Origin of the sequence: Frigoribacterium sp. ACAM 257 (assembly GCF_007954365.1) — a bacterium.
Lineage (GTDB): Bacteria > Actinomycetota > Actinomycetes > Actinomycetales > Microbacteriaceae > Frigoribacterium.
Genome location: NZ_VOLO01000001.1, coordinates 1,011,793 through 1,034,518 on the forward strand (window position 1 = coordinate 1,011,793; position 22,726 = coordinate 1,034,518).

Below are 22,726 nucleotides of genomic sequence, written 5' to 3' on the forward strand. Positions count from 1 at the left end.
TGAAACGGGCACAAGCGGGGCCGACACGCGCGTCAGACTTGACCGGCAGGCCCGAACGGACTTATATAAACCCGGAACAACATCTGTTCTCGTTCCGCCTGCCCCAGCTGTCCACCCGCTATCCCCGCTCGGCCTCACCGCCCCGCGAGCCGCACGACTGACGACGGAGTCTCCGCGCATGTACGCTCCCGAGCGCCACCAGCAGATCCTGGACTCGGCGCGCACGCGCGGCCGCGTCGAGGTCGCCGGCCTGGCCCGAGAGCTGTCCGTGACGCCGGAGACCGTGCGTCGCGACCTCACGGCCCTCGAGCGTCGGGGCGTGCTGCGACGCGTGCACGGCGGCGCCATCGCCGTGGAGCGTCTCGGGATCGAGCCCCACGTCGCCGACCGCGAGGGCTCCGCCGCCGGCGAGAAGGAGCGGATCGCCCGCGCAGCCCTCGACGAGCTGCCCGACGGCGGGTCGATCATCGTCGACGCCGGCACCACGACGGTCCGGTTCGCCGAGCTGCTGCCCACCGATCGCGAGCTCACCGTCGTGACGCACTCGCTGCCGGTCGCGAACGTGCTGGTCGCCCGGCCCAACGTGACCCTGCACCTCCTGGGCGGGGTCGTCCGCGGCCGGACGCTCGCGGCCGTGGGGGAGTGGACCCGCACCCAGATCGCCGAGGTCTTCGCCGACGTCGCCTTCATGGGCACGAACGGCCTGTCCGCCGAGCGGGGCCTCACGACGCCCGACCTCGCCGAGGCGCGGGTCAAGAAAGCGCTGATGGCGGCGTCCCGGCGCACGGTCATCCTCACCGACCACTCGAAGTTCGGCCGCGAGGACTTCGCCCGCGTGGCTCCCCTCTCCGAGGTCGACACGGTCATCACCGACACGGGCGTCGACGCCGACCTCGCGGACGACGTCGAGCGCTCCGGCCCCCGGGTGGTGATCGTGTGATCGTCACCGTCACCCTCAACCCGAGCCTCGACCGCACCGTCGAGGTCGGTCGACTCGACCGCGGCGACGTCGTCCGCACCGGCGCACCGCTCCTCGAGCCCGCAGGCAAGGGCGTCAACGTCGCCCGTGCCCTGACTGCGCACGGCGTGCACAGCGTGGCCGTCCTCCCGGTCGGCGGCCGCGAGGGCGCCGAGCTGAGCGCCCTCCTCGACGCGGCCGGTGTCAGCGCGCGCTACGTGCCCGTCTCGGGTCGCACCCGGTCGAACCTGACCGTCGCCGAGCCCGGCGGCACGGTCACCAAGCTGAACGAGCCCGGTCTCGCGCTGAGCCACGACGACCTCACCGCCATCACCGCGGTCGTCAGGGCCACGGCGGAGGACGCGACCTGGGTCGTCGTGTCCGGCAGCCTGCCGCCCGAGATCAGCACGGCGACCTTCGCCCGCTTCGTCGACGACGTCCGCCGCACCGGGGCGAAGCTCGCGGTCGACACGAGCGGCGACGCCCTGTCCGCGGCGGTCGAGGCACGTCCCGACCTCCTGAAGCCGAACCTCGCCGAGCTCGCCGAGCTCGCGGGCCGGTCGCTCGACACCCTCGGCGACGTCGTGGCGGCCGCCGAGGCCGTCCGCGCCTCCGGGGTCGGCACCGTGCTCGTGAGCCTGGGAGCGGAGGGCGCCGTCCTCGTCGGCCCCGACGGAGTCGTCGTCGGCACGTCGCACGTCGCCGTCCCGCGCAGCACGGTCGGCGCGGGGGACAGCTTCCTCGCCGGCTACCTCGCGACCGAGACCGCAGGAGGCGCCCCCCGCGACGCCCTCCTCGCCGCCCTGACCTGGGGTGCCGCAGCCACGAGGCTGCCCGGCACCACCGTCCCGGCACCGTCCGACCTCGACGCCTCCGAGGCGTCGCTCCTGGCGCAGCCGGACCTGACGAGCCCGCTCGTCGGGGACGCGGCCGCCGCCTCCTCGATCCCCACCCGACGCACCACGTCCCTGCCCACCACCCTCACCGAGACTCACCACTGAGTACGAAGGAGTACCGCCCCTCATGTCCGAATTCACCCCCACGGTCACCGGAACAGGAGTCCGCGCGCGCGTCCAGCGCTTCGGCGGCTTCCTGGCCGGCATGGTCATGCCGAACATCGGCGCGTTCATCGCCTGGGGCCTCATCACGGCCCTCTTCATCCCGACGGGCTGGACGCCCAACGAGACCGTCGCGTCGCTCGTCGACCCGATCATCCTGTACCTGCTCCCGATCCTGATCGCCTACACCGGTGGACGCATGGTCCACGGTCAGCGCGGTGCCGTCATCGCCTCGATCGCCGTGATGGGCGTCATCGTCGCGACCGACAAGCCGCAGTTCCTCGGCGCGATGATCGTCGGCCCGCTGGCCGCGCTGCTGCTCAAGCAGTTCGACCGGGCGCTGGACGGTCGCATCAAGTCCGGCTTCGAGATGCTCGTCAACAACTTCTCGCTCGGCATCTTCGGCGGGGCGATGGCGATCGGTGCCTACTTCGGCATCGCGCCCCTGACGTCCGGCCTCACGACCGTTCTCGGCAACGGGGTCGACTTCCTCGTGGAGCGCGGCCTGCTGCCCTTGGCGTCCCTGCTGATCGAGCCGGCCAAGATCCTGTTCCTCAACAACGCCATCAACCAGGGCGTGCTGACGCCCCTCGGCATCGACCAGGCTGCCGAGTCCGGCAAGTCCATCTTGTTCATGCTCGAGTCGAACCCCGGTCCGGGCCTCGGCATCCTGCTCGCGTTCCTCTTCTTCGGACCGCGCGCCATCCGTCCGTCGGCGCCCGCAGCGATCATCGTGCAGTTCTTCGGCGGCATCCACGAGATCTACTTCCCGTACGTGCTGATGAAGCCCATCCTGCTGATCGGCGCCGTCCTCGGCGGCGCGACCGGTGTCGGCTTCTTCCTCCTGACGGGGGTCGGCCTGGTCGCGAGCCCCTCGCCCGGCAGCATCATCGCCTACGCCCTCGTCGCCGCCCCCGGCGACTTCCCGGTGATCCTGGTCGGCATCCTGCTGTCCGCCGCCGTCTCGTTCGTGGTCTGCTCGTTCCTCATGGGCTTCGGCCGCAAGGAGAAGCGCGAGGCCGCCGCCGAGGACGACGCCGCCCAGGCGCAGGCACTCGCCGACGCCCAGGCCGCCACGGCCGCCAACAAGGCGACCAGCAAGGGCACGGCCGCGCCCTCAGCGTCCAACTGATTGACTCGGGGGGCCGGCTCCGGCCGGCCCCCCACCCTGAGAAACAAGGAGACTGACATGGCAACCCTCGACGGTTCCTCCATCAAGAAGCTCATCGTCGCGTGCGACGCGGGCATGGGCAGCAGCGTCATGCTCGCCTCGACCCTGAAGAAGCAGCTCAAGAAGAGCGGCGTCACCGTCGAGCACTCGCCCGTCGCCGACATCCCGGCCGACGCCGACGTCGTCGTGACGCAGAACAACCTCGCCGAGCGTGCGCGCGGCGTCGTGCCGAACATCCCCGTCGTCCCGTTCCAGCTGTTCATGGGCGACCCCTCGGTCGCCAAGGTGGTCAAGGCCATCCAGGACGGCACGACGGTCGAGGTCTGACGATGGCGGACCAGCAGGCACCCGAGCTGACGTCGCTCCTCGCGGAGTCGTCGATCCGTCTCGACGAGAGGGCATCGAGCCGCGACGAGGCCATCCGCGCCGCAGGCCAGGCGCTGATCGAGGCCGGGGCGATCGACGAGTCCTACGTCGACGCCATGTTCGAGCGCGAGAACTCGGTGTCGACCTACGTGGGCGAGGGCGTCGCGATCCCGCACGGCACGCTCGCCGGCAAGGACTCGGTGAAGAAGGACGCGCTCGTCGTGCTCCGCTTCCCGACCCCGGTCGACTGGGACGGCAACGAGGTCTCGGTCGCCGTCGGCATCGCCGCGGCGGGCAACGGCCACATCGCCATCCTGAGCCAGCTCGCCAGCATCCTGATGGACCCCGACTCCGCCGCCGCGCTCCGCGGTGCCACGACGACGTCGGAGGTCTACGAGCTGCTCGCGTCGACCGACGACGACGAGTGACGGGCGGCTCGGTCTCCCCGTGAGAGCAGCGAAGTGGTGGGCCCCGGGCGACGTGCGTCTCGACGACGTGTCGACGCCCGGGGCCTCTCGCGGTGAGCTCCTCCTCCGTGTCGACAACTGCTCCGCCTGCGGCACCGACCTCAAGATCATGCGGTCGGGGCACCCCCACATGACCGGCCCGCAGGTGATGGGACACGAGGTCGCGGGCACCGTCGTCGAGGTGGGCGACGGCGTGTCGGGCTGGTCGGCAGGGGATCGAGTCCAGGTCATCGCCGCCGTCCCGTGCGGCACCTGCGACGTCTGTCGGGCGGGCCGGCCCAGCGTCTGCCCGCTTCAGACGAGCATCGGCTACCAGTACGCCGGCGGCTTCGCCGAGTTCATGGTCGTCCCTGCCGCCGTCCTCGCCGTCGACGGCGTCAACCGGATCCCCGACCACGTGTCGTCCGAGGAGGCCTCGCTCGTCGAGCCCCTGGCCTGCGTCCTCAACGGACAGGAGCTCGCGAGGGTCGGGACCGGCGACAGCGTCCTCGTCATCGGATCGGGGCCGATCGGCTGCATGCACGTCCGGCTCGCGCGAGCCAGGGGAGCGCGGCAGGTGATCCTCCTCGACGCGAACGCGGATCGTCTCGCACGGGCCGCTGCCCTGGTCCGCCCTGACCTCGCCGTCGCGGTGGAGGCGGGTGCGGACGGCCGGCAGGACGTCCTCGACCAGGTGCGCGCCGCCTCCGGCGGTCTCGGCGTCGACGTCGTCATCACCGCGGCGGCCTCGCGACCGGCCCAGGAACGGGCGCTGGCCCTCCTCGCACCCGGCGGCCGCCTCAGCCTCTTCGGGGGCCTCGCCCGCGGAGACTCGCTGATCAGCATCGACTCGAACCTCGTGCACTACCGTGAGCTGACGATCGTGGGCGTCAACGGGTCGAGCCCGGCACACAACCGCGAGGCACTGCGCCTCATCGCCTCGGGCGAGGTCGTGGTGGGCGACCTCGTCACCCACCGCTTCCCGCTCGAGCGCCTGCACGACGCCCTCGAGGCCATCGCCAGCGGCGAGGCCATCAAGGTCACGATCGAGCCTCACCCCCACGACTGACACCGTCCAGGGCCCCGGCCCGCACCTCGACCAGACCGGTCTCGACCAAGGAGAAGAAATGCCAGAACGCACCGTCACCATCGCCTCGAGCGTCGGCCTGCACGCCCGTCCCGCCTCGCTGTTCAGCCAGGCCGCCGGCAAGAGCGGCGCGAAGGTCACGCTGACCTCGCCCGCGGGCAAGACCGTCAACGCCGCCAGCATCCTCGGCGTCCTGTCGCTCGGCATCGGCCACGGCGACGAGGTCGTCCTCGCCACCGACGGCGACAACGCCGACGCGGCCCTCGACGAGCTGGCCACGCTGCTCGAGACGGACCTCGACGCCGAGTAGCGCCCGTCCGTCCTGCGGGGCGTCGCGTCGACACCGGTCGAGGCGACGCCCCGCCGTCGTATCGCTAGCCTCGACCCATGACCGAGCCCACGACGCCTCCCGTCCGCCCGCAGACCCCGATCGACGGCATCGCCGAGCGCTGGGTCGACCAGCTCGTCGACCTCGACCCCACCACCGCGACGTGGATCGGACGCGAGGGGCGCACGGGCGAGTACGGCGACTACTCGCCCGCCGGGCACGAACGCCAGGTCGAGGCCGTCCGGCGTGTGCTCGCCGAGCTCGAGGCCGCGTCGCCGGTCGACGACGTCGACCGCGTCACCCAGGACGACCTGGGGGCCGAGCTCCGCCTCGACCTCGAGTACGCCGAACAGCGCCTGCAGCTGCGCGACCTCAGCGTCCTCGCGTCGCCGATCCAGGCGATCCGCGACGTCTACGACCTCATGCCCACCGAGACCGAAGCCGACTGGGTCGACGTCGCGTCGCGACTCGGCCGCGTCGACCGGGCCCTCGCGCAGCTGGTGGAGACCCTCCGGCAGGGCATCGCCGAGGGCGTCGTCCCGGCGCGGCGCCAGGTGGAGGCGGTGGCCGAGCAGTGCGCCCGGATCGGGTCGCCGGACGGCTTCTTCGCCGAGCTCGCCTCGTCCGCGCGACTGGCCGACGGCACCGCCCCCTCGTCGGCGCTCGCGTCCGACCTCGCGAGGGGCGCCTCCTCGGCGGGGGAGGGCTACCTCGCCGCCCGCCGGTTCCTCCTCGACGAGCTGTTGCCGGCGGCCGCGGTCGAGGACGGCGTCGGCCGCGACGCCTACGCCCTGCACTCGAGGCGGTTCCTCGGAGCGACCGTCGACCTCGACGAGACGTACGAGTGGGGACTCGACGAGCTCGCCCGCATGACGAGCGAGCAGGAGGCGGTGGCTCGCGAGATCGAGCCGGGCGCGGACGTCGCGCGGGCGATCGCCGTCCTCGACGCCGATCCCGCGCGACAGCTCGAGGGCACGGAGGCGCTGCAGCAGTGGATGCAGCAGCTCAGCGACCGCGCCGTGGCCGAGCTCGCCGGCACGCACTTCGACGTGCCGGAGCCCGTCCGGCGTCTCGAGTGCCGCATCGCGCCGACCAGGGACGGCGGCATCTACTACACGAGCCCCAGCGACGACTTCTCCCGCCCCGGCCGCATGTGGTGGTCGGTGCCCGAGGGCGTCACGCGCTTCGGGACCTGGCGCGAGACGACGACCGTGTTCCACGAGGGGGTGCCGGGGCACCACCTCCAGCTCGGCCAGGCGGTCTACAACAGCGCGCTGCTGAACACCTGGCGCCGTCAGCTCGCGGGCACGTCGGGGCACGCCGAGGGGTGGGCCCTCTATGCCGAGCGGCTGATGGACGAGCTCGGCTGGCTGTCCGACCCGGGCGACCGCCTCGGCATGCTCGACGGTCAGCGGATGCGCGCCGCCAGGGTCGTGCTCGACATCGGCGTGCACCTCGGCAAGAAGTTCCCCGGCTCGACCGAGCCCTGGAGCCACGCGAACGCGCTCCCGTTCATGCGCGCCAACGTCAACATGGACGATGAGTTCGTCCGTTTCGAGGTCGACCGCTACCTCGGCTGGCCGGGCCAGGCGCCCTCGTACAAGGTCGGTCAGCGCATCTGGGAGGACCTGCGGGCCGAGCGGGCTCGTCGCGAGGGGGCCGACTTCGACCTCCGCGCGTTCCACCGCGAGGCGCTCCAGCTCGGGGGCGTCGGGCTCGACACGCTGCGGCGCGCGCTGCTCTCGTAATCGTTGCCCGCCGGGGCGACGCGCAGGTAGTATGTACCAGCGCTATCTGCGCCGATCTGTCCGCACGCCGCGGTCGACACCCCCGAGAAGGCCCAGCCCTCCGGGACGACCACGGCCCGATACATGCTTTCACTGGAGCACTAACTACATGACAACCGTAACGACCAAGGCACCCAAGCAGGTCGCCATCAACGACATCGGATCCGCTGATGACTTCCTGGCCGCGGTCGAGAAGACCCTGAAGTTCTTCAACGACGGCGACCTCATCGAGGGCACCGTCGTCAAGATCGACCGCGACGAGGTCCTCCTCGACGTCGGCTACAAGACCGAGGGCGTCATCCCCTCGCGCGAGCTGTCGATCAAGCACGACGTCGACCCCACCGAGGTCGTCGAGGTCGGCGACACCGTCGAGGCCCTCGTCCTCCAGAAGGAGGACAAGGAAGGCCGTCTGATCCTGTCCAAGAAGCGCGCTCAGTACGAGCGTGCCTGGGGCGACGTGGAGAAGATCAAGGACGCCGACGGCGTCGTCACCGGAACGGTCATCGAGGTCGTCAAGGGCGGCCTCATCGTCGACATCGGCCTCCGTGGCTTCCTGCCCGCGTCGCTCATCGAGCTGCGCCGCGTCCGCGACCTCACGCCCTACCTGGGCCAGGAGATCGAGGCGAAGATCCTCGAGCTCGACAAGAACCGCAACAACGTGGTCCTGTCGCGCCGTGCGCTCCTCGAGCAGACGCAGTCCGAGAGCCGCACCACGTTCCTCAACAACCTGCACAAGGGCCAGGTCCGCAAGGGCATCGTCTCCTCGATCGTCAACTTCGGCGCGTTCGTCGACCTGGGCGGCGTGGACGGCCTCGTGCACGTCTCCGAGCTCAGCTGGAAGCACATCGAGCACGCCAGCGAGGTCGTCGAGGTCGGTCAGGAAGTCACCGTCGAGATCCTCGAAGTCGACCTCGACCGTGAGCGCGTGTCGCTCTCGCTCAAGGCGACGCAGGAGGACCCGTGGCAGGTCTTCGCCCGCACCCACGCGATCGGACAGGTCGCGCCGGGCAAGGTCACGAAGCTCGTCCCCTTCGGCGCGTTCGTCCGCGTCGCGGACGGCATCGAGGGCCTCGTGCACATCTCCGAGCTGTCGGCGAAGCACGTCGAGCTGGCCGAGCAGGTCGTCGCCGTCGGCGACGAGGTGTTCGTCAAGGTCATCGACATCGACCTCGACCGTCGCCGCATCTCGCTGAGCCTCAAGCAGGCCAACGAGGGCGTGGACCCCGAGGGCACCGAGTTCGACCCGGCGCTCTACGGCATGCTCACCGAGTACGACGACCAGGGCAACTACAAGTACCCCGAGGGCTTCGACCCGGAGACGAACGAGTGGCGCGAGGGCTTCGACTCGCAGCGCGAGAAGTGGGAGCAGGACTACGCTGCCGCCCAGGCTCGCTGGGAGGCGCACAAGAAGCAGGTCGCCGCGTCGCTCACCGAAGAGGCCTCCTTCGAGGCTCCCTCGGGCTCGACCTTCTCGAGCGAGACCGCCGGTGCCGGCACCCTCGCCGACGACGAGTCGCTCGCAGCACTGCGCGAGAAGCTGTCCAGCAGCAACTAGTCACACCCAGGTCGCGGCGCCTCGGCGCCTGACCGACTCGAACGGCGGCCCCCTCCTCGAGGGGGCCGCCGTTCGGCGTTCCCGGGCCGCGGTCCCAGGTAGCCTCGACGCATGTTCGTCTGTGGCCTGACCGGTGGCATCGCCGCCGGCAAGAGCGTCGTGTCCCGCCGTCTCGCCGAGCGGGGTGCGGCACACGTCGACGCCGACCAGCTCGCGCGAGAGGTCGTCGCTCCGGGAACGCCCGGCCTCGAGGCGATCCGGCGGCGCTTCGGCGACGACGTCCTCACCCGCTCGGGAGAACTCGACCGGCCAGCGCTCGGCGCTCTCGTCTTCTCCGACCCGGCGGCCCGTCGGGACCTCGAGGCGATCACCCACCCGGCCGTCCGCGAGCTCTCCCGGCGACGGATGGAAGAGGCCGTTGCCGACGACCCCGCGAGGGTGGTCGTGTACGACGTCCCCCTCCTGGTCGAGACGCGGGGCGCGGGCGAGTTCGACGTGGTCGTCGTCGTCCACGCGCCTCGCGAGGTGCGGTTGACGCGTCTGGTCGAGCTCCGGGGGATGAGCCCCGAGGAGGCGGTCCGCCGGGTCGACGCGCAGGCCGACGACGACGCCCGTCTCGCCGTCGCTGACCTCGTGGTCGACTCGTCGATCTCGCTGGAGGCGACGCTCGTGCGGGCGGACGAGGTCGCCGAGGTGCTCCGTTCGCTGTCAGCGGCGAAGGCGGCGGGGCCCTCGGGGCCGAGTGTCAGTGGTCGCTCCTAGACTCGGAGACATGGAACCGACCCGTAGCGTCCGCCCCTTCGAAGTAGTCAGCGAGTACGAGCCGAGCGGTGACCAGCCGGCCGCCATCGCCGAGCTCGCGGGGCGCATCAACGCGGGCGAGACCGACGTCGTGCTGCTCGGCGCCACCGGCACCGGCAAGTCCGCGACCACCGCCTGGCTCGTCGAGCAGGTCCAGCGCCCGACCCTCGTCCTGGCCCACAACAAGACCCTCGCCGCGCAGCTCGCCAACGAGTTCCGAGAGATGTTCCCGCACAACGCCGTTGAGTACTTCGTCTCGTACTACGACTACTACCAGCCAGAGGCGTACGTCCCGCAGACCGACACCTTCATCGAGAAGGACAGCTCGATCAACGCCGAGGTCGAGCGGCTGCGGCACTCCACGACCAACTCCCTGCTCAGCCGACGCGACGTCATCGTCGTCTCGACCGTGTCCTGCATCTACGGGCTCGGCACCCCCGAGGGGTACATGCAGGCGATGATCGCCCTGCAGGTGGGCATGAAGATCGACCGAGAGACGCTGATCCGGCGCTTCGTCTCGATGCAGTATCAGCGCAACGACATCGACTTCTCCCGGGGCAACTTCCGGGTGCGCGGCGACACCATCGAGATCATCCCGATGTACGAGGAGCTCGCGATCCGCATCGAGATGTTCGGCGACGAGATCGAGGCCCTCTACGCCTTGCACCCGCTGACGGGCGACGTCGTCCGCACGATGGACTCGGTCTCGGTGTTCCCCGGCTCGCACTACGTCGCGGGCACCGACGTGATGCACCGCGCCATCGGCACCATCAAAGAAGAACTCGCCACCCGTCTGGACGAGCTCGACAAGCAGGGCAAGCTGCTCGAGTCGCAGCGCCTCCGCATGCGCACGACCTTCGACCTCGAGATGATGGAGCAGATCGGGTTCTGCAACGGCATCGAGAACTACTCCGCTCACATCGACGGCCGGGGTCCGGGCGAGGCGCCGCACTGCCTCCTCGATTACTTCGCCGACGACTTCCTCGTCGTCATCGACGAGTCGCACGTGACGGTGCCGCAGATCGGCGCGATGTACGAGGGCGACGCCTCACGCAAGCGCACCCTGGTCGACCACGGCTTCAGGCTGCCGAGCGCACTCGACAACCGCCCGCTGAAGTTCGAGGAGTTCCTCGGCCGGGTCGGGCAGAAGGTCTACCTGTCGGCGACCCCTGGCAAGTACGAGCTCGGCATCACCGACAGCGTGGTCGAGCAGATCATCCGCCCCACGGGCCTCGTCGACCCCCAGATCGTGGTCAAGCCCTCCGAGGGCCAGATCGACGACCTGCTCGACGAGATCCGCGTCCGCGTCGAGAAGGACGAGCGCGTGCTGGTCACGACGCTCACCAAGAAGATGGCCGAAGAACTGACCGACTTCCTCACCGAGGCAGGCGTGCGGGTGAGGTACCTGCACTCCGACGTCGACACCCTGCGACGAGTCGAGCTGCTGACCGAGCTGCGCCAGGGCGTCTACGACGTCCTCGTCGGCATCAACCTCCTCCGTGAGGGCCTCGACCTGCCAGAAGTGTCGCTGGTCGCCATCCTCGACGCCGACAAGGAGGGCTTCCTGCGGTCGTCGACGTCGCTCATCCAGACCATCGGACGCGCGGCCCGCAACGTCTCCGGCGAGGTGCACATGTACGCCGACGTCATGACCGACTCGATGCGCAACGCCCTCGAGGAGACAGACCGCCGGCGCGAGAAGCAGGTGGCCTACAACCTCGAGCGCGGCATCGACCCGCAGCCGCTCCGCAAGAAGATCGCCGACATCACCGAGGTCCTCGCTCGCGAGGGCGCGGACACGGCCGAGCTGCTCGCCGGGCGTCAGGGCGGCAAGCGCGCACCGACGCCCAACCTCCGACGTGAGGGCAAGGCCGCGAACGCGGCCAACGGGCTCGAGTCGATCATCGCCGACCTGAACGACCAGATGCTCCAGGCGGCCGCCGAGCTCAAGTTCGAACTCGCCGGGCGCCTCCGCGACGAGGTCGCCGACCTCAAGCGAGACCTGCGCCAGATGGAGGCGGCCGGCCATGCTCGCTGATCGCCGCCTTCGTGTCGTCGTCACCGGCGCGACCGCCGGGCTGGGCTACTTCGCGGCCGAGCGCCTCGCAGCCCTGGGCCACCAGGTCGTTCTCGCTGCCCGCAGCCCGGAGCGCGCCGTCCGCGCGGCCGACGCCGTGCGCGACCGCGTCCCCGGCGCCGACGTGTCGACCGTCGACCTCGACCTGGCCGATCTCTCCTCGGTGCGCTCCGGCGCGGACGCGCTCACGGCCGCCGGCGGCGTCGACGCGCTCCTCGCGAACGCAGGGGTCGTCGGCTCGCGCCGACGCCAGACGACGGCCGACGGATTCGAGCTCCAGTTCGGCACGAACCACCTCGGTCACTTCGCGCTCGTGTCCCACCTCCTGCCGGCCTTGTCCGAGTCGCCTCGGGGACGTATCGTCCACCTCGGCAGCATCAGCCATCGCTTCGTCCGCCTCGACCTCGACGATCCCATGATGGTCTCGAGCTACTCGGGGGCCGTCGCCTACGCGAGGTCGAAGCTCGCGGTCATGACCTTCGGCATCGAGCTCGACCGGCGCCTCCGGGCCTCGGGGTCGTCGGTCTCCAGCGTGATCGCGCATCCCGGCCTGTCCTTCGAGTCGCTCAGCGACCCGAGACCGCCCGTCGTCGAGCCGAGGCGACCGCCCGCCGTCGTCACCTCGGCCATGCACGCGTTCTCGCAGGGCAAGGAGGCGGGGGCCGAGCCGCTCGTGCACGCGACAGTCGGTACCGACGTGCAGGGCGGGGAATACTGGGGCCCCTCCGGGGGGTTCCAGCTCACCGGTGCCCCTGCTGTCGTCCCCACGAAGAAGCACGCGCGAGACCCTGCCTCCGCGGAGCGGCTCTGGACCGTGTCCGCCGAGCTCACCCACACAGAACCCGTCCTCTAGCGCGCGGACGCTCCTCCTGACCTGTCCGTCGGGCCGATCTGACTGTCGGCCGACCTCGATGTCAGGGGCTTCCGTAGAATGGTAAGAGTGTCAATCTCACCCGTAGAAGGTTCCTCCGTGCTCAGCGTGCGGGGTGCCCGAGTCCACAACCTCGACAACGTCGACCTCGAGATCCCGCGCGACTCGATGGTCGTCTTCACCGGCCTCTCGGGGTCGGGCAAGTCGTCTCTCGCGTTCGACACGATCTTCGCCGAGGGCCAGCGCCGCTACGTCGAGTCGCTCTCGGCCTACGCGCGGCAGTTCCTCGGGCAGGTCGACCGCCCCGACGTCGACTTCATCGAGGGCCTGAGCCCCGCCGTGTCGATCGACCAGAAGTCGACGAACCGCAACCCGCGTTCCACCGTCGGCACGATCACCGAGATCTACGACTACATGCGCCTGCTCTGGGCCCGCATCGGCATCGCGCACTGCGCCGTGTGCGGCGAGGTGATCAGTCGCCAGACCGTTCAGCAGATCGCCGACCAGCTGATGACCCTCGAGACCGGCACTCGCTTCCAGGTGCTGAGCCCCGTCGTGTCGCAGAAGAAGGGCGAGTTCGTCGACCTCTTCGCCGAGCTCGCCTCGAGCGGCTACTCCCGTGCGATCGTCGACGGCGAGCAGGTCCAGCTGAGCTCGCCCCCCAAGCTCAAGAAGCAGGTCAAGCACGACATCTCGGTCGTGGTCGACCGTCTCGTCGCCTCCGACGAGGGCCTCACCCGCCTGACAGACTCGCTCGAGACGGCCCTGCGCCTCACCGACGGCCTCGTCACGGTCGACTTCGTCGACACGGACGCGGGTGCCGCGGGCAAGTACCGCACCTTCTCCGAGAAGCTCTCCTGCCCGAACGGCCACCCGGTGCAGCTCACCGAGGTGGAGCCCCGCACCTTCTCGTTCAACGCCCCGTTCGGTGCCTGCCCCGAGTGCTCGGGCCTCGGGACGCGGATGTCGGTCGACACCGACCTGGTGCTCGGCGACCCCGACCTCAGCCTCGCCGAGGGCGTCATCCTGCCCTGGACGAACTCGGGCAAGGGGCTCTACAACTACTTCCAGAAGCTGCTCGAGGGGCTGGCCGCCGATCTCGACTTCAGCCTCAAGACTCCGTGGCGCGAGCTTCCGGCGCGCATCCAGCAGGCCGTCCTGCAGGGCAACGACTTCGAGGTGACGGTGAAGTGGAAGAACCGCTTCGGCCGTGAGATGAAGTACTCGACCGGGTTCGAGGGCGTCATGCCCTACATCGAGCGGAAGTACGCCGAGGCCGAGACCGACACGCAGCGTCAGCGCTACTCCGAGTACCTCCGCGAGATCCCGTGCTCCGTCTGCGGCGGCAAGCGGCTGAAGCCCGAGGTGCTCGCCGTCACGGTCGCCGAGCAGAGCATCGCCGACGTCGCCGAGCTCAGCCTGACCGACGCGTTCGCGTTCATGAACGGGCTCACGCTGACGACCCGCGAGGCGCGCATCGCCGCGCAGGTGCTCCGCGAGATCCGCGTGCGCCTCGAGTTCCTGCTCGAGGTGGGGCTCACTTACCTGTCCCTCGGCCGTGCCGCGGGGTCGCTCTCCGGCGGCGAGGCCCAGCGCATCCGACTGGCGACCCAGATCGGCTCGGGCCTGACGGGTGTGCTCTACGTGCTGGACGAGCCGAGCATCGGCCTGCACCAGCGCGACAACCGACGGCTGATCGACACCCTCGTCAAGCTCCGCGACCTCGGCAACACGCTCATCGTCGTCGAGCACGACGAGGACACGATCAAGACCGCCGACTGGGTCGTCGACATCGGACCGGGCGCCGGCGTCAACGGTGGCAAGGTGGTGCACTCGGGCAGCTATGAAGACCTGCTGACCAACACCGAGTCCTACACCGGCGACTACCTCGCCGGCCGCCGCTCGATCGCCACGCCGACCACGCGTCGCCCGGTCGACCGCGACCGGGTGGTCTCCGTCGTCGGCGCGAAGGCCAACAACCTGCGCGACGTCACCGTCGACTTCCCGCTCGGCGTCTTCGTCGCGGTGACCGGCGTAAGCGGCTCGGGCAAGTCCTCCCTGGTCAACGACATCCTCTACAAGGTGATGGCCAACAAGCTGAACGGTGCTCGCCAGATCCCGGGGCGCCACCTCCGCGTCACCGGTCTCGAGCACCTCGACAAGGTGGTGCACGTCGACCAGGCGCCGATCGGTCGGACGCCGCGCTCGAACCCCGCGACCTACACCGGCGTCTTCGACCGGATCCGCAACCTGTTCGCCGAGACCGTCGACGCCAAGGCCCGCGGCTACCTGCCGGGCCGGTTCAGCTTCAACGTCAAGGGCGGCCGCTGCGAGAACTGCGCGGGTGACGGCACGATCAAGATCGAGATGAACTTCCTGCCCGACGTCTACGTCGCCTGCGAGGTCTGCGGGGGCGCGCGGTACAACCGCGACACCCTGGCGGTCCAGTACAAGGGCAAGAACATCTCCGAGGTGCTCGACATGCCGATCAGCGAGGCGGCCGACTTCTTCGAGCCCATCTCGGCGATCTCGCGGTTCATGAAGACCCTGGTCGACGTCGGCCTGGGCTACGTGCGCCTCGGCCAGAGCGCGACCACCCTGAGCGGCGGCGAGGCGCAGCGCGTCAAGCTGGCGACCGAGCTGCAGAAGCGCTCGAACGGGCGCAGCATCTACGTGCTCGACGAGCCCACGACGGGCCTGCACTTCGAAGACGTGCGCAAGCTGCTGCTCGTGCTCGACGGTCTCGTCGACAAGGGCAACACCGTCATCACCATCGAGCACAACCTCGACGTGATCAAGTCGGCCGACTGGCTGATCGACATGGGGCCAGAGGGCGGCGCCGGGGGAGGCACGGTGCTCGCCACCGGCACGCCCGAGCACCTGGCGACCGTGCCGGAGAGCCACACGGGCGTCTTCCTCGCGGAGATCCTCGAGTCGGGCCACGCAGCACCCGGTCCGGCCGCGGCCAAGAAGAAGAAGACCGCGACCACGACGGGCACCCGGCGGCGGGAGGCCGTCGAGGCTCGATGAGCAACACCGTCTCGTGGCGTCCGCCGGCGCGTGAGATCCCGACCGACCCCGGGGTCTACCGCTGGCGCGACGAGCGCGGCAGGGTGCTCTACGTCGGCAAGGCGAAGAATCTTCGCGCCCGGCTCAGCAACTACTTCGCTCCGTTGCCGACCCTGCACGAGCGCACGCGACGGATGGTCCTCACCGCCCGCAGCGTCGAGTGGACGGTCGTCGGCAGCGACATCGAGGCGCTGCAGCTCGAGTACACCTGGATCAAGGAGTTCGACCCGCCGTTCAACGTCAAGTTCCGTGACGACAAGACCTACCCGTTCATGGCGGTGACGCTCGGCGACGAGGCCCCGAGGGTCATGGTGACGCGCAACCCGCGGATCAAGGGCGCCAAGTACTTCGGGCCCTACCCGAAGATCTGGGCCGTGCACGACACGATCGACCAGATGATCAAGGTCTTCCCGATCCGCACCTGCTCCGACAGCAGCTACAAGAAGGCGATGGAGACCGGCAAGCCGTGCTTCCCGGGCCAGATCGGTCGCTGTGGCGGACCCTGCTCGCACAAGGTCTCGATCGAGGAACACCGCGCGATCGTCGACGAGTTCGTCAAGTTCATGGGCAGCTACGACAAGAAGGTCATCGCCGACAAGCAGAAGGCGATGAAGACGGCCGCTCTCGAGCAGCGCTACGAGGAGGCGGCCCGCTACCGCGACCAGGTGCAGGCCCTCGAGGCGGTGCTCGACAAGTCGGCGGTCGTGCTGCGCGACTCCGTCGACCTCGACCTCTACGCCCTCGTCGAAGACGAGCTCGCCGCCGCCGTGCAGCTCTTCACCGTCCGCGGCGGTCGCATCCGCGGTTCCCGCGGCTGGGTCGTCGACAAGGAGATCGACATCACGTCGGGCGAGCTCGTCGAGCAGGTGCTGCAGGGCCGCTACACCGCGGGCTCAGAGGTGCCCCGCGAGATCGTCGTGACGACGGTGCCCGACGACAACGACGCTCTCGAGGCAGTCCTGAGCGAGATCCGGGGGAGGGGCAGGGTGCAGGTGCGCACCGCTCAGCGCGGCGAGAAGGCCGCGCTCATGCAGACGGCCACACTCAACGCGCAGCAGTCCTTGATGCTCTACAAGACACGTCGCAGCGCCGACTTCGCGACCCGGTCGACCGCCCTGGCCGACATCCAGGAGGCGCTCGGCATGACCGAGGCGCCGCTCCGCATGGAGTGCTACGACGTCTCGCACCTGTCCGGCACCAACATCGTCGCCTCGATGGTCGTCTTCGAGGACGGCCTGCCCCGCAAGGACCAGTACCGGCGCTTCAACATCCCGCAGTCGACGGACGACACCGAGTCGATCTACCAGACGCTCAGCCGTCGGCTCTCGCGCCTCGACGACGAGCTCGCCCCGGTGGCCGAGGTCGGTGAGGAGCGCAAGCGCTTCGCCTACCGCCCGAACCTCTTGATCGTCGACGGAGGCCAACCCCAGGTGGCCGCCGCACGTCGGGCGCTCGACGACGCCGGGGTGACCGACATCGCGCTCTGCGGCATCGCCAAGCGGCTGGAGGAGATCTGGCTGCCCGACGACGACTTCCCCGTCATCCTGCCGCGCAACTCCGACGCGCTCTTCCTGATCCAGCGGATTCGCGACGAGGCTCACCGGTTCGCGATCACGCACCAGCGACAGCGACGCAAGCGCGACATCACGACCCAGCTGGCCGAGATCCCGGGCCTGGGGCCGTCGCGTGTGGCACGACTGCTCAAGCACTTCGGCTCGGTGAAGCGGCTCAAGCAGGCCACGCCGGACGAGATCTCGTCGATCCGGGGCATCGGGCCGACGCTCGCGGCGGCCGTCGTCGGTCAGCTGGGGTCCGCAGAGCTCGGCGACGGCGAGTCCGAGGCCACGGTCGAGACCGACGACGCCCGCGCTCCCGCCTAGACTCGATCCGCCCGTCCCGCACCGACCCGCCACCAGCGAAGGCCCCGCCACCATGAGCGACGCACACGAGCAGCAAGAGGTCATGATCGTCACCGGGATGTCCGGGGCCGGCCGGTCGACCGTCGGCAACGCCCTCGAAGATCTCGGCTGGTACGTCGTCGACAACCTGCCCGCCCAGATGCTGCGCCCCCTCCTGGACCTCGCCGAGCGCGCAGGTGACTCCCTGCCGAAGATCGCCGCGGTGGTCGACGTCCGAGGCGGCCGGCTCTTCTCCGAGGCGCAGGAGGCGGTGCGCACCCTCCGGGAGAGCATGCCGAGCAAGGTGCGGGTCCTGTTCCTCGACGCCACCGACGCGGCCCTCGTCCGCCGCTTCGAGCAGGTCCGTCGGCCGCACCCGCTGCAGGCCGACGGCACGTTGCTCGACGGCATCGTGGCCGAGCGCTCCCGGATGGAGGAGCTGCGGGAGACGAGCGACGTCATCATCGACACCTCAGAGCTCAACATCCACCAGCTCGCCACGACCATCACCGAGAAGTTCGCCGAGTCCGAGCGGGCGGGCGTCCAGGTGACGGTGCTGAGCTTCGGCTTCAAGTACGGGCTGCCCGCGGACGCCGACATGGTCGGCGACGCGCGTTTCCTGCCGAACCCCTTCTGGGTCCCGGAGCTGCGGTCGCAGACGGGTCTCGACGAGCCCGTGACGAGCTACGTGATGGCCCAGAGCGGGGCCCACGACTTCGTCCGTGCGTTCGGGGCCGCCTGCGAGCCCGTGCTGGCCGGCTATCAGCGCGAGAACAAGAGACACGCTACGATCGCCATCGGCTGCACGGGCGGGAAGCACCGATCCGTCACCCTGGTCGGCGAGCTGGCGGCGCATCTGCGCGGGCTCCCCGGGGTGGCCGTCGCCGTGAAGCACCGCGACCTGGGCCGGGAGTGACCCGGCGGTCGCACGGGCGCGCCCTCCGGCTGCGCGGGGCCGTGCCCCGCACGCCCGACAACGACTGATGAAAGAGGAACGACCAGTGGCACAGACCGCCGACGTCAAAGAAGAACTCGCCCGCGTCGAGGTGAGCAGGACGACGGTCCGGGCCGCCGAGGTCGCGACGATCCTGCGGTTCGCCGGCGGACTGCACGTCATCTCCGGGCGGATCGCCGTCGAGGCCGAGCTCGACAGCCCGGTGATCGCCCGCCGTGTCCGCAAGGACCTCGCGGAGCTCTACGGCGCACGCAGCGACGTGTCCGTCGTCTCGGCGTCGGGCACGCGACGCACGACCCAGTACCTCGTCCGCGTCCACGAGGCAGGCGAGACCCTGGCCCGACAGACCGGGCTCATGGACGCACGCCGACGTCCCGTCCGCGGCCTGCCGAACCGTCTCACGACCGGGTCGCGCGACGACCTCGCGGCGATCTGGCGCGGGGCCTTCCTCGCCCAGGGCACCTTGACCGATCCCGGCCGATCCGCCTCTCTCGAGGTCGTCTGCCCGGGCAACGAGTCGGCCATGGCGCTCGTCGGCGCGGCCGGCCGGCTCGGCATCCCGGCCAAGGCCCGCGAGGTCCGCGGGGTGCACCGGGTGCTCGTCCGCGAGGGCGAGGCCATCAGCGCGATGCTCACGGTCATGGGTGCCCACAAGAGCGTCAGCGAGTGGGAGGAGATGCGCCAGCGCCGCGAGGTCAGGGCCACGGCCAACCGCCTCGTCAACTTCGACGACGCCAACCTCCGACGCAGCGCCCAGGCGGCCGTCGCCGCGTGTGCCCGGGTCGAGCGGGCGATGGAGCTGCTCGGCGACGACATCCCCGACCACCTCAAGTACGCCGGCGACCTCCGACTGGCCCACCGCGACGCCAGCCTCGACGAGCTCGGCCACCACGCCGACCCGCCCATGACGAAGGACGCGGTCGCCGGCCGGATCCGTCGTCTCCTGGCGATGGCCGACAAGAAGGCCTCCGACCTCGGCCTCCCCGGCACGGAGGCCAGTTTGCCCTCCGACCTCGACCTCGACTGAGGCCTCCGACGCAGGCGTCGCGCCCGGGGTCACGGAGGCGGTCGACTGGTACTGTCGTAGACGGACGCGAAGCCCGGTCGCCCCGGCCGGATCGTGAGCCACGGGCCTGGTCGCCCGCCCCCTCCACGCGTCCCCGCGACGCCTGATCAACAGGAGTTCCCTTGACCGTCAAGATCGGCATCAACGGCTTCGGTCGCATCGGCCGCAACTACTTCCGCGCGGCGCTCGCCAAGGGCACCGACATCGAGATCGTCGCCGTCAACGACCTCACCGACAACGCGGCCCTCGCGCACCTCCTCAAGTTCGACTCGATCACCGGCCGCCTCGACGCCACCGTCGAGCTCGACGGCGACTCCATCGTCGTCGACGGCAAGCCGATCAAGGTCCTCGCCGAGCGCGACCCCGCCAACCTGCCCTGGGGCGAGCTGGGCGTCGACATCGTCGTCGAGTCCACCGGCTTCTTCACGAAGGCGGAAGACGCCCGGAAGCACATCGACGCCGGCGCCAAGAAGGTCCTGATCTCGGCTCCCGCCACGGGTGACGACGCCACGATCGTCCTCGGCGTCAACGAGGGCATCTACGACCCCGCGAACCACCACATCATCTCGAACGCGTCGTGCACGACGAACAGCCTCGCGCCGCTCATGAAGGTCTTCCTGGACAACTTCGGCGTCGAGCGCGGCCTCATGACGACGGTGCACGCGTACACCGCCGACCAGAACCTGCAGGACGGCCCGCACAAGGACCCGCGTCGTGCTCGCGCCGCCGCGGTCAACATCGTCCCTACCTCGACCGGTGCGGCCAAGGCCATCGGCCTCGTCATCCCCGAGCTCTCCGGCAAGCTCGACGGCTACGCGCTCCGCGTCCCGGTGCCGACCGGCTCGATCACCGACGTCACGCTCATGACGAGCACCCCCGTGACCGTCGAGCAGATCAACGCGGCCTACAAGGCCGCCGCCGAGGGCGACCTCAAGGGCATCCTGCTCTACTCCGAGGACCCGCTGGTCTCGTCCGACATCACGACCGACCCGCACTCGTCGATCTACGACTCGGGCCTCACGAAGGTCATCGGCAACATGGTCAAGATCACGTCCTGGTACGACAACGAGTGGGGCTACTCCAACCGTCTCGTCGACCTCACGAAGTACGTCGCCGACCGCCTGTAGGCGTCTGCACCACGATCGACCCGGGAGGCGGTCAGGCCCTCGGCCTGGCCGCCTCCTCGTCTCACTACCGACACCTCCCACAGAATCGAGTCCCATGACCCTCCGAACCCTCGAGTCCCTCGGCTCGACGTCGGGCAGGCGCGTGATCGTGCGCTGCGACCTGAACGTCCCGCTGAAGGACGGCGTCATCACCGACGACGGCCGCGTCCGCGCGTCCGTCGGCACCCTGGCGACGCTCGTGGCCGACGGCGCCCGCGTCGTCGTGATCTCGCACCTCGGTCGCCCCGACGGCCAGTCCGTCGACGAGTTCAGCCTCCGCCCCGTGGCCGAGCGCCTCGGCGAACTGCTCGACGCCGACGTCTCGTTCGTGCCGTCCACCGTCGGCAGCGAGGCCGAGGAGGCGGTGGCCGGCCTGGCCGACGGCCAGGTGGTCGTTCTCGAGAATCTCCGCTTCAGCCCGGCGGAGACCAGCAAGGACGCCGACGAGCGCCGCGCCTTCGCCGAGCAGCTCGCCGCCCACGGCGACCTGTTCGTCTCGGACGGCTTCGGCGTCGTGCACCGTGAGCAGGCCAGCGTCTACGAGCTGCCGCAGCTGCTCCCGAGCGCGGCCGGCTCGCTGATCGAGACCGAGCTCTCCGTCCTGGAGAAGCTCACCGAGACGCCCGAGCGTCCCTACACGGTCGTGCTCGGCGGCTCCAAGGTGTCGGACAAGCTCGGCGTCATCGAGCACCTCCTGCCCCGGGTCGATTCACTCCTCGTGGGCGGCGGCATGCTCTTCACGTTCCTCGCCGCGCAGGGCCACGCCGTCGGCGGCAGCCTGCTCGAGAAGGACCAGCTCGACCGGGTGAAGGGCTACCTCGCCGACGCCGACGAGCGCGGCGTGCAGATCGTCCTGCCCAGCGACGTCGTCGTCGCCTCGGCCTTCTCCGCCGACGCCGACCACGTGGTCGTCCCCGCGGACGGCATCGAGACCTCCGAGCTCGGGGACGGGGCCATCGGCCTCGACATCGGGCCGGACACGGCGACCCGCTTCGCGGAGATCGTCGCCGCCTCGAAGACCGTGTTCTGGAACGGCCCCATGGGCGTGTTCGAGTTCGACGCCTTCGCGCACGGCACGAAGACCGTCGCCGAGGCGCTCACGCGCGTCGACGGCCTGGGCGTCGTCGGGGGAGGGGACTCGGCCGCGGCCGTCCGTGCCCTCGGCTTCGACGACGACCAGTTCGGCCACATCTCCACCGGTGGTGGAGCCAGCCTCGAGTTCCTCGAGGGCAAACGACTCCCCGGACTGGAGGTCCTCGGATGGTGACCACACGCACGCCCCTCATCGCCGGCAACTGGAAGATGAACCTCGATCACCTGCAGGCCATCGCCTTCGTGCAGAAGCTGGCGTGGAGCCTGAAGGACGCGAAGCACGACCAGGCTTCCGTCGAGGCCGCAGTCTTCCCGCCCTTCACCGACCTGCGGAGCGTCCAGACCCTGCTCGACGCCGACGGGCTCTCACTCGCCCTCGGGGCCCAGGACCTGTCCTCCCACGACAGCGGCGCCTACACCGGTGAGGTGTCCGGAGCCTCCCTGGCCAAGCTCGACGTCCGGTACGTCCTCGTCGGCCACTCGGAGCGCCGTACCCTGCACGCCGAGGACGACGGCGTCGTCGCGACCAAGGTCGCCGCGGCGCACCGGAACGGACTCGTTCCCGTCATCTGCGTCGGCGAGACGGCCGATGACCTCGAGACGCACGGGCCGAGTGCGGTCCCGGTCGCCCAGCTCCGCGCCTCCCTGGCGGAGGTCCCGGCCACGGCCGAGATCGTGGTCGCCTACGAGCCGGTCTGGGCCATCGGCTCGGGCAAGGCCGCGACGGCCGAGCAGGCCGAGCAGGTGTGCGCCGCACTCCGCGAGGCCCTCGTCGAGCTCGTCGGGGCCGACCGCGCCGCGGCGACGCGCATCCTCTACGGCGGCTCAGTGAAGTCCACCAACATCGCCTCGTTCCTCCGCGAGCCGAACGTCGACGGCGCGCTCGTGGGCGGAGCGAGCCTCGACGTGGACGAGTTCGCCCGGATCGTGCGCTTCGAGTCCCACGTCGGCGTCTGACGTCGACCGACAGACGGG

19 protein-coding genes are annotated in these 22,726 nt (G+C 70.2%); all 19 read left to right on the forward strand.

Going from position 1 to position 22,726, the window contains the following annotated elements; all coding sequences use genetic code 11:
- Positions 1 to 178: 178 nt before the first annotated feature.
- The 19 genes from ES689_RS04665 to tpiA all read left to right on the forward strand — a co-directional run bounded on the left by ES689_RS04665 (position 179) and on the right by tpiA (position 22,708).
- Positions 179 to 940 (forward strand): DeoR/GlpR family DNA-binding transcription regulator, encoded by a 762-nt coding sequence (locus tag ES689_RS04665; protein WP_123545849.1) that lies wholly within the window; start codon positions 179 to 181, stop codon positions 938 to 940.
- On the forward strand, positions 937 to 1,959 hold the full coding sequence (gene pfkB, locus ES689_RS04670) for a 1-phosphofructokinase (protein WP_146900793.1): 1,023 nt from the start codon (positions 937 to 939) through the stop codon (positions 1,957 to 1,959). Before ES689_RS04665 ends, pfkB begins: the two co-directional genes overlap by 4 nt.
- A 22-nt stretch (positions 1,960 to 1,981) precedes the next feature.
- Positions 1,982 to 3,148, forward strand: a complete 1,167-nt coding sequence (locus tag ES689_RS04675; RefSeq protein WP_146900796.1) for a PTS mannitol transporter subunit IICB — start codon at positions 1,982 to 1,984, stop codon at positions 3,146 to 3,148.
- 57 nt (positions 3,149 to 3,205) lie between these two features.
- Positions 3,206 to 3,514, forward strand: a complete 309-nt coding sequence (locus tag ES689_RS04680) for a PTS lactose transporter subunit IIB (protein ID WP_146900799.1) — start codon at positions 3,206 to 3,208, stop codon at positions 3,512 to 3,514.
- A gap of 2 nt (positions 3,515 to 3,516) precedes the next feature.
- Positions 3,517 to 3,981 (forward strand): PTS sugar transporter subunit IIA, encoded by a 465-nt coding sequence (locus ES689_RS04685; protein ID WP_146900802.1) that lies wholly within the window; start codon positions 3,517 to 3,519, stop codon positions 3,979 to 3,981.
- A 19-nt stretch (positions 3,982 to 4,000) separates the two neighbouring features.
- Positions 4,001 to 5,068 carry a zinc-dependent dehydrogenase gene (locus ES689_RS04690; protein WP_146900805.1) on the forward strand — a complete coding sequence of 356 codons (1,068 nt, stop codon included), beginning with the start codon at positions 4,001 to 4,003 and terminating at the stop codon, positions 5,066 to 5,068.
- 58 nt (positions 5,069 to 5,126) lie between these two features.
- Positions 5,127 to 5,396 (forward strand): HPr family phosphocarrier protein, encoded by a 270-nt coding sequence (locus tag ES689_RS04695; RefSeq protein ID WP_146900808.1) that lies wholly within the window; start codon positions 5,127 to 5,129, stop codon positions 5,394 to 5,396.
- Positions 5,397 to 5,473: 77 nt separating this feature from the next.
- Complete coding sequence (locus ES689_RS04700; RefSeq protein WP_146900810.1) at positions 5,474 to 7,162, forward strand: DUF885 domain-containing protein; 1,689 nt, start codon at positions 5,474 to 5,476, stop codon at positions 7,160 to 7,162.
- Between the two features lie 148 nt (positions 7,163 to 7,310).
- Positions 7,311 to 8,756: a 30S ribosomal protein S1 gene (gene rpsA, locus ES689_RS04705; RefSeq protein ID WP_123545838.1), complete on the forward strand. Its 1,446-nt coding sequence runs from the start codon at positions 7,311 to 7,313 to the stop codon at positions 8,754 to 8,756.
- A gap of 111 nt (positions 8,757 to 8,867) precedes the next feature.
- A complete protein-coding gene (gene coaE, locus ES689_RS04710) occupies positions 8,868 to 9,518 on the forward strand; it encodes a dephospho-CoA kinase (RefSeq protein ID WP_146900814.1) in 651 nt (216 codons plus the stop codon).
- A 10-nt stretch (positions 9,519 to 9,528) separates the two neighbouring features.
- The gene (gene uvrB, locus ES689_RS04715) at positions 9,529 to 11,595 is read left to right on the forward strand and encodes an excinuclease ABC subunit UvrB (protein WP_146900817.1); all 2,067 of its coding nucleotides are present in this window, start codon (positions 9,529 to 9,531) and stop codon (positions 11,593 to 11,595) included.
- Positions 11,585 to 12,487 (forward strand): SDR family NAD(P)-dependent oxidoreductase, encoded by a 903-nt coding sequence (locus ES689_RS04720; protein WP_146900820.1) that lies wholly within the window; start codon positions 11,585 to 11,587, stop codon positions 12,485 to 12,487. Before uvrB ends, ES689_RS04720 begins: the two co-directional genes overlap by 11 nt.
- A gap of 78 nt (positions 12,488 to 12,565) precedes the next feature.
- A complete protein-coding gene (gene uvrA / locus ES689_RS04725) occupies positions 12,566 to 15,535 on the forward strand; it encodes an excinuclease ABC subunit UvrA (RefSeq protein ID WP_146900823.1) in 2,970 nt (989 codons plus the stop codon).
- Complete coding sequence (gene uvrC, locus ES689_RS04730; protein ID WP_146900826.1) at positions 15,532 to 17,454, forward strand: excinuclease ABC subunit UvrC; 1,923 nt, start codon at positions 15,532 to 15,534, stop codon at positions 17,452 to 17,454. The genes uvrA and uvrC overlap by 4 nt, the downstream gene beginning before the upstream one ends.
- Before the next feature lie 52 nt (positions 17,455 to 17,506).
- On the forward strand, positions 17,507 to 18,388 hold the full coding sequence (gene rapZ, locus ES689_RS04735; protein ID WP_146900829.1) for an RNase adapter RapZ: 882 nt from the start codon (positions 17,507 to 17,509) through the stop codon (positions 18,386 to 18,388).
- An 85-nt stretch (positions 18,389 to 18,473) separates the two neighbouring features.
- Positions 18,474 to 19,454, forward strand: a complete 981-nt coding sequence (gene whiA, locus ES689_RS04740; protein WP_146900832.1) for a DNA-binding protein WhiA — start codon at positions 18,474 to 18,476, stop codon at positions 19,452 to 19,454.
- A gap of 161 nt (positions 19,455 to 19,615) precedes the next feature.
- Entirely contained in the window at positions 19,616 to 20,620 is a 1,005-nt protein-coding gene (gene gap, locus ES689_RS04745) for a type I glyceraldehyde-3-phosphate dehydrogenase (RefSeq protein ID WP_146900835.1), read from the forward strand.
- Positions 20,621 to 20,714: 94 nt separating this feature from the next.
- Positions 20,715 to 21,926, forward strand: coding sequence for a phosphoglycerate kinase (pgk, locus tag ES689_RS04750; protein ID WP_146900838.1), 1,212 nt, complete (start codon positions 20,715 to 20,717; stop codon positions 21,924 to 21,926).
- Complete coding sequence (tpiA, locus tag ES689_RS04755; protein ID WP_146900841.1) at positions 21,920 to 22,708, forward strand: triose-phosphate isomerase; 789 nt, start codon at positions 21,920 to 21,922, stop codon at positions 22,706 to 22,708. The genes pgk and tpiA overlap by 7 nt, the downstream gene beginning before the upstream one ends.
- Positions 22,709 to 22,726: the final 18 nt, after the last annotated feature.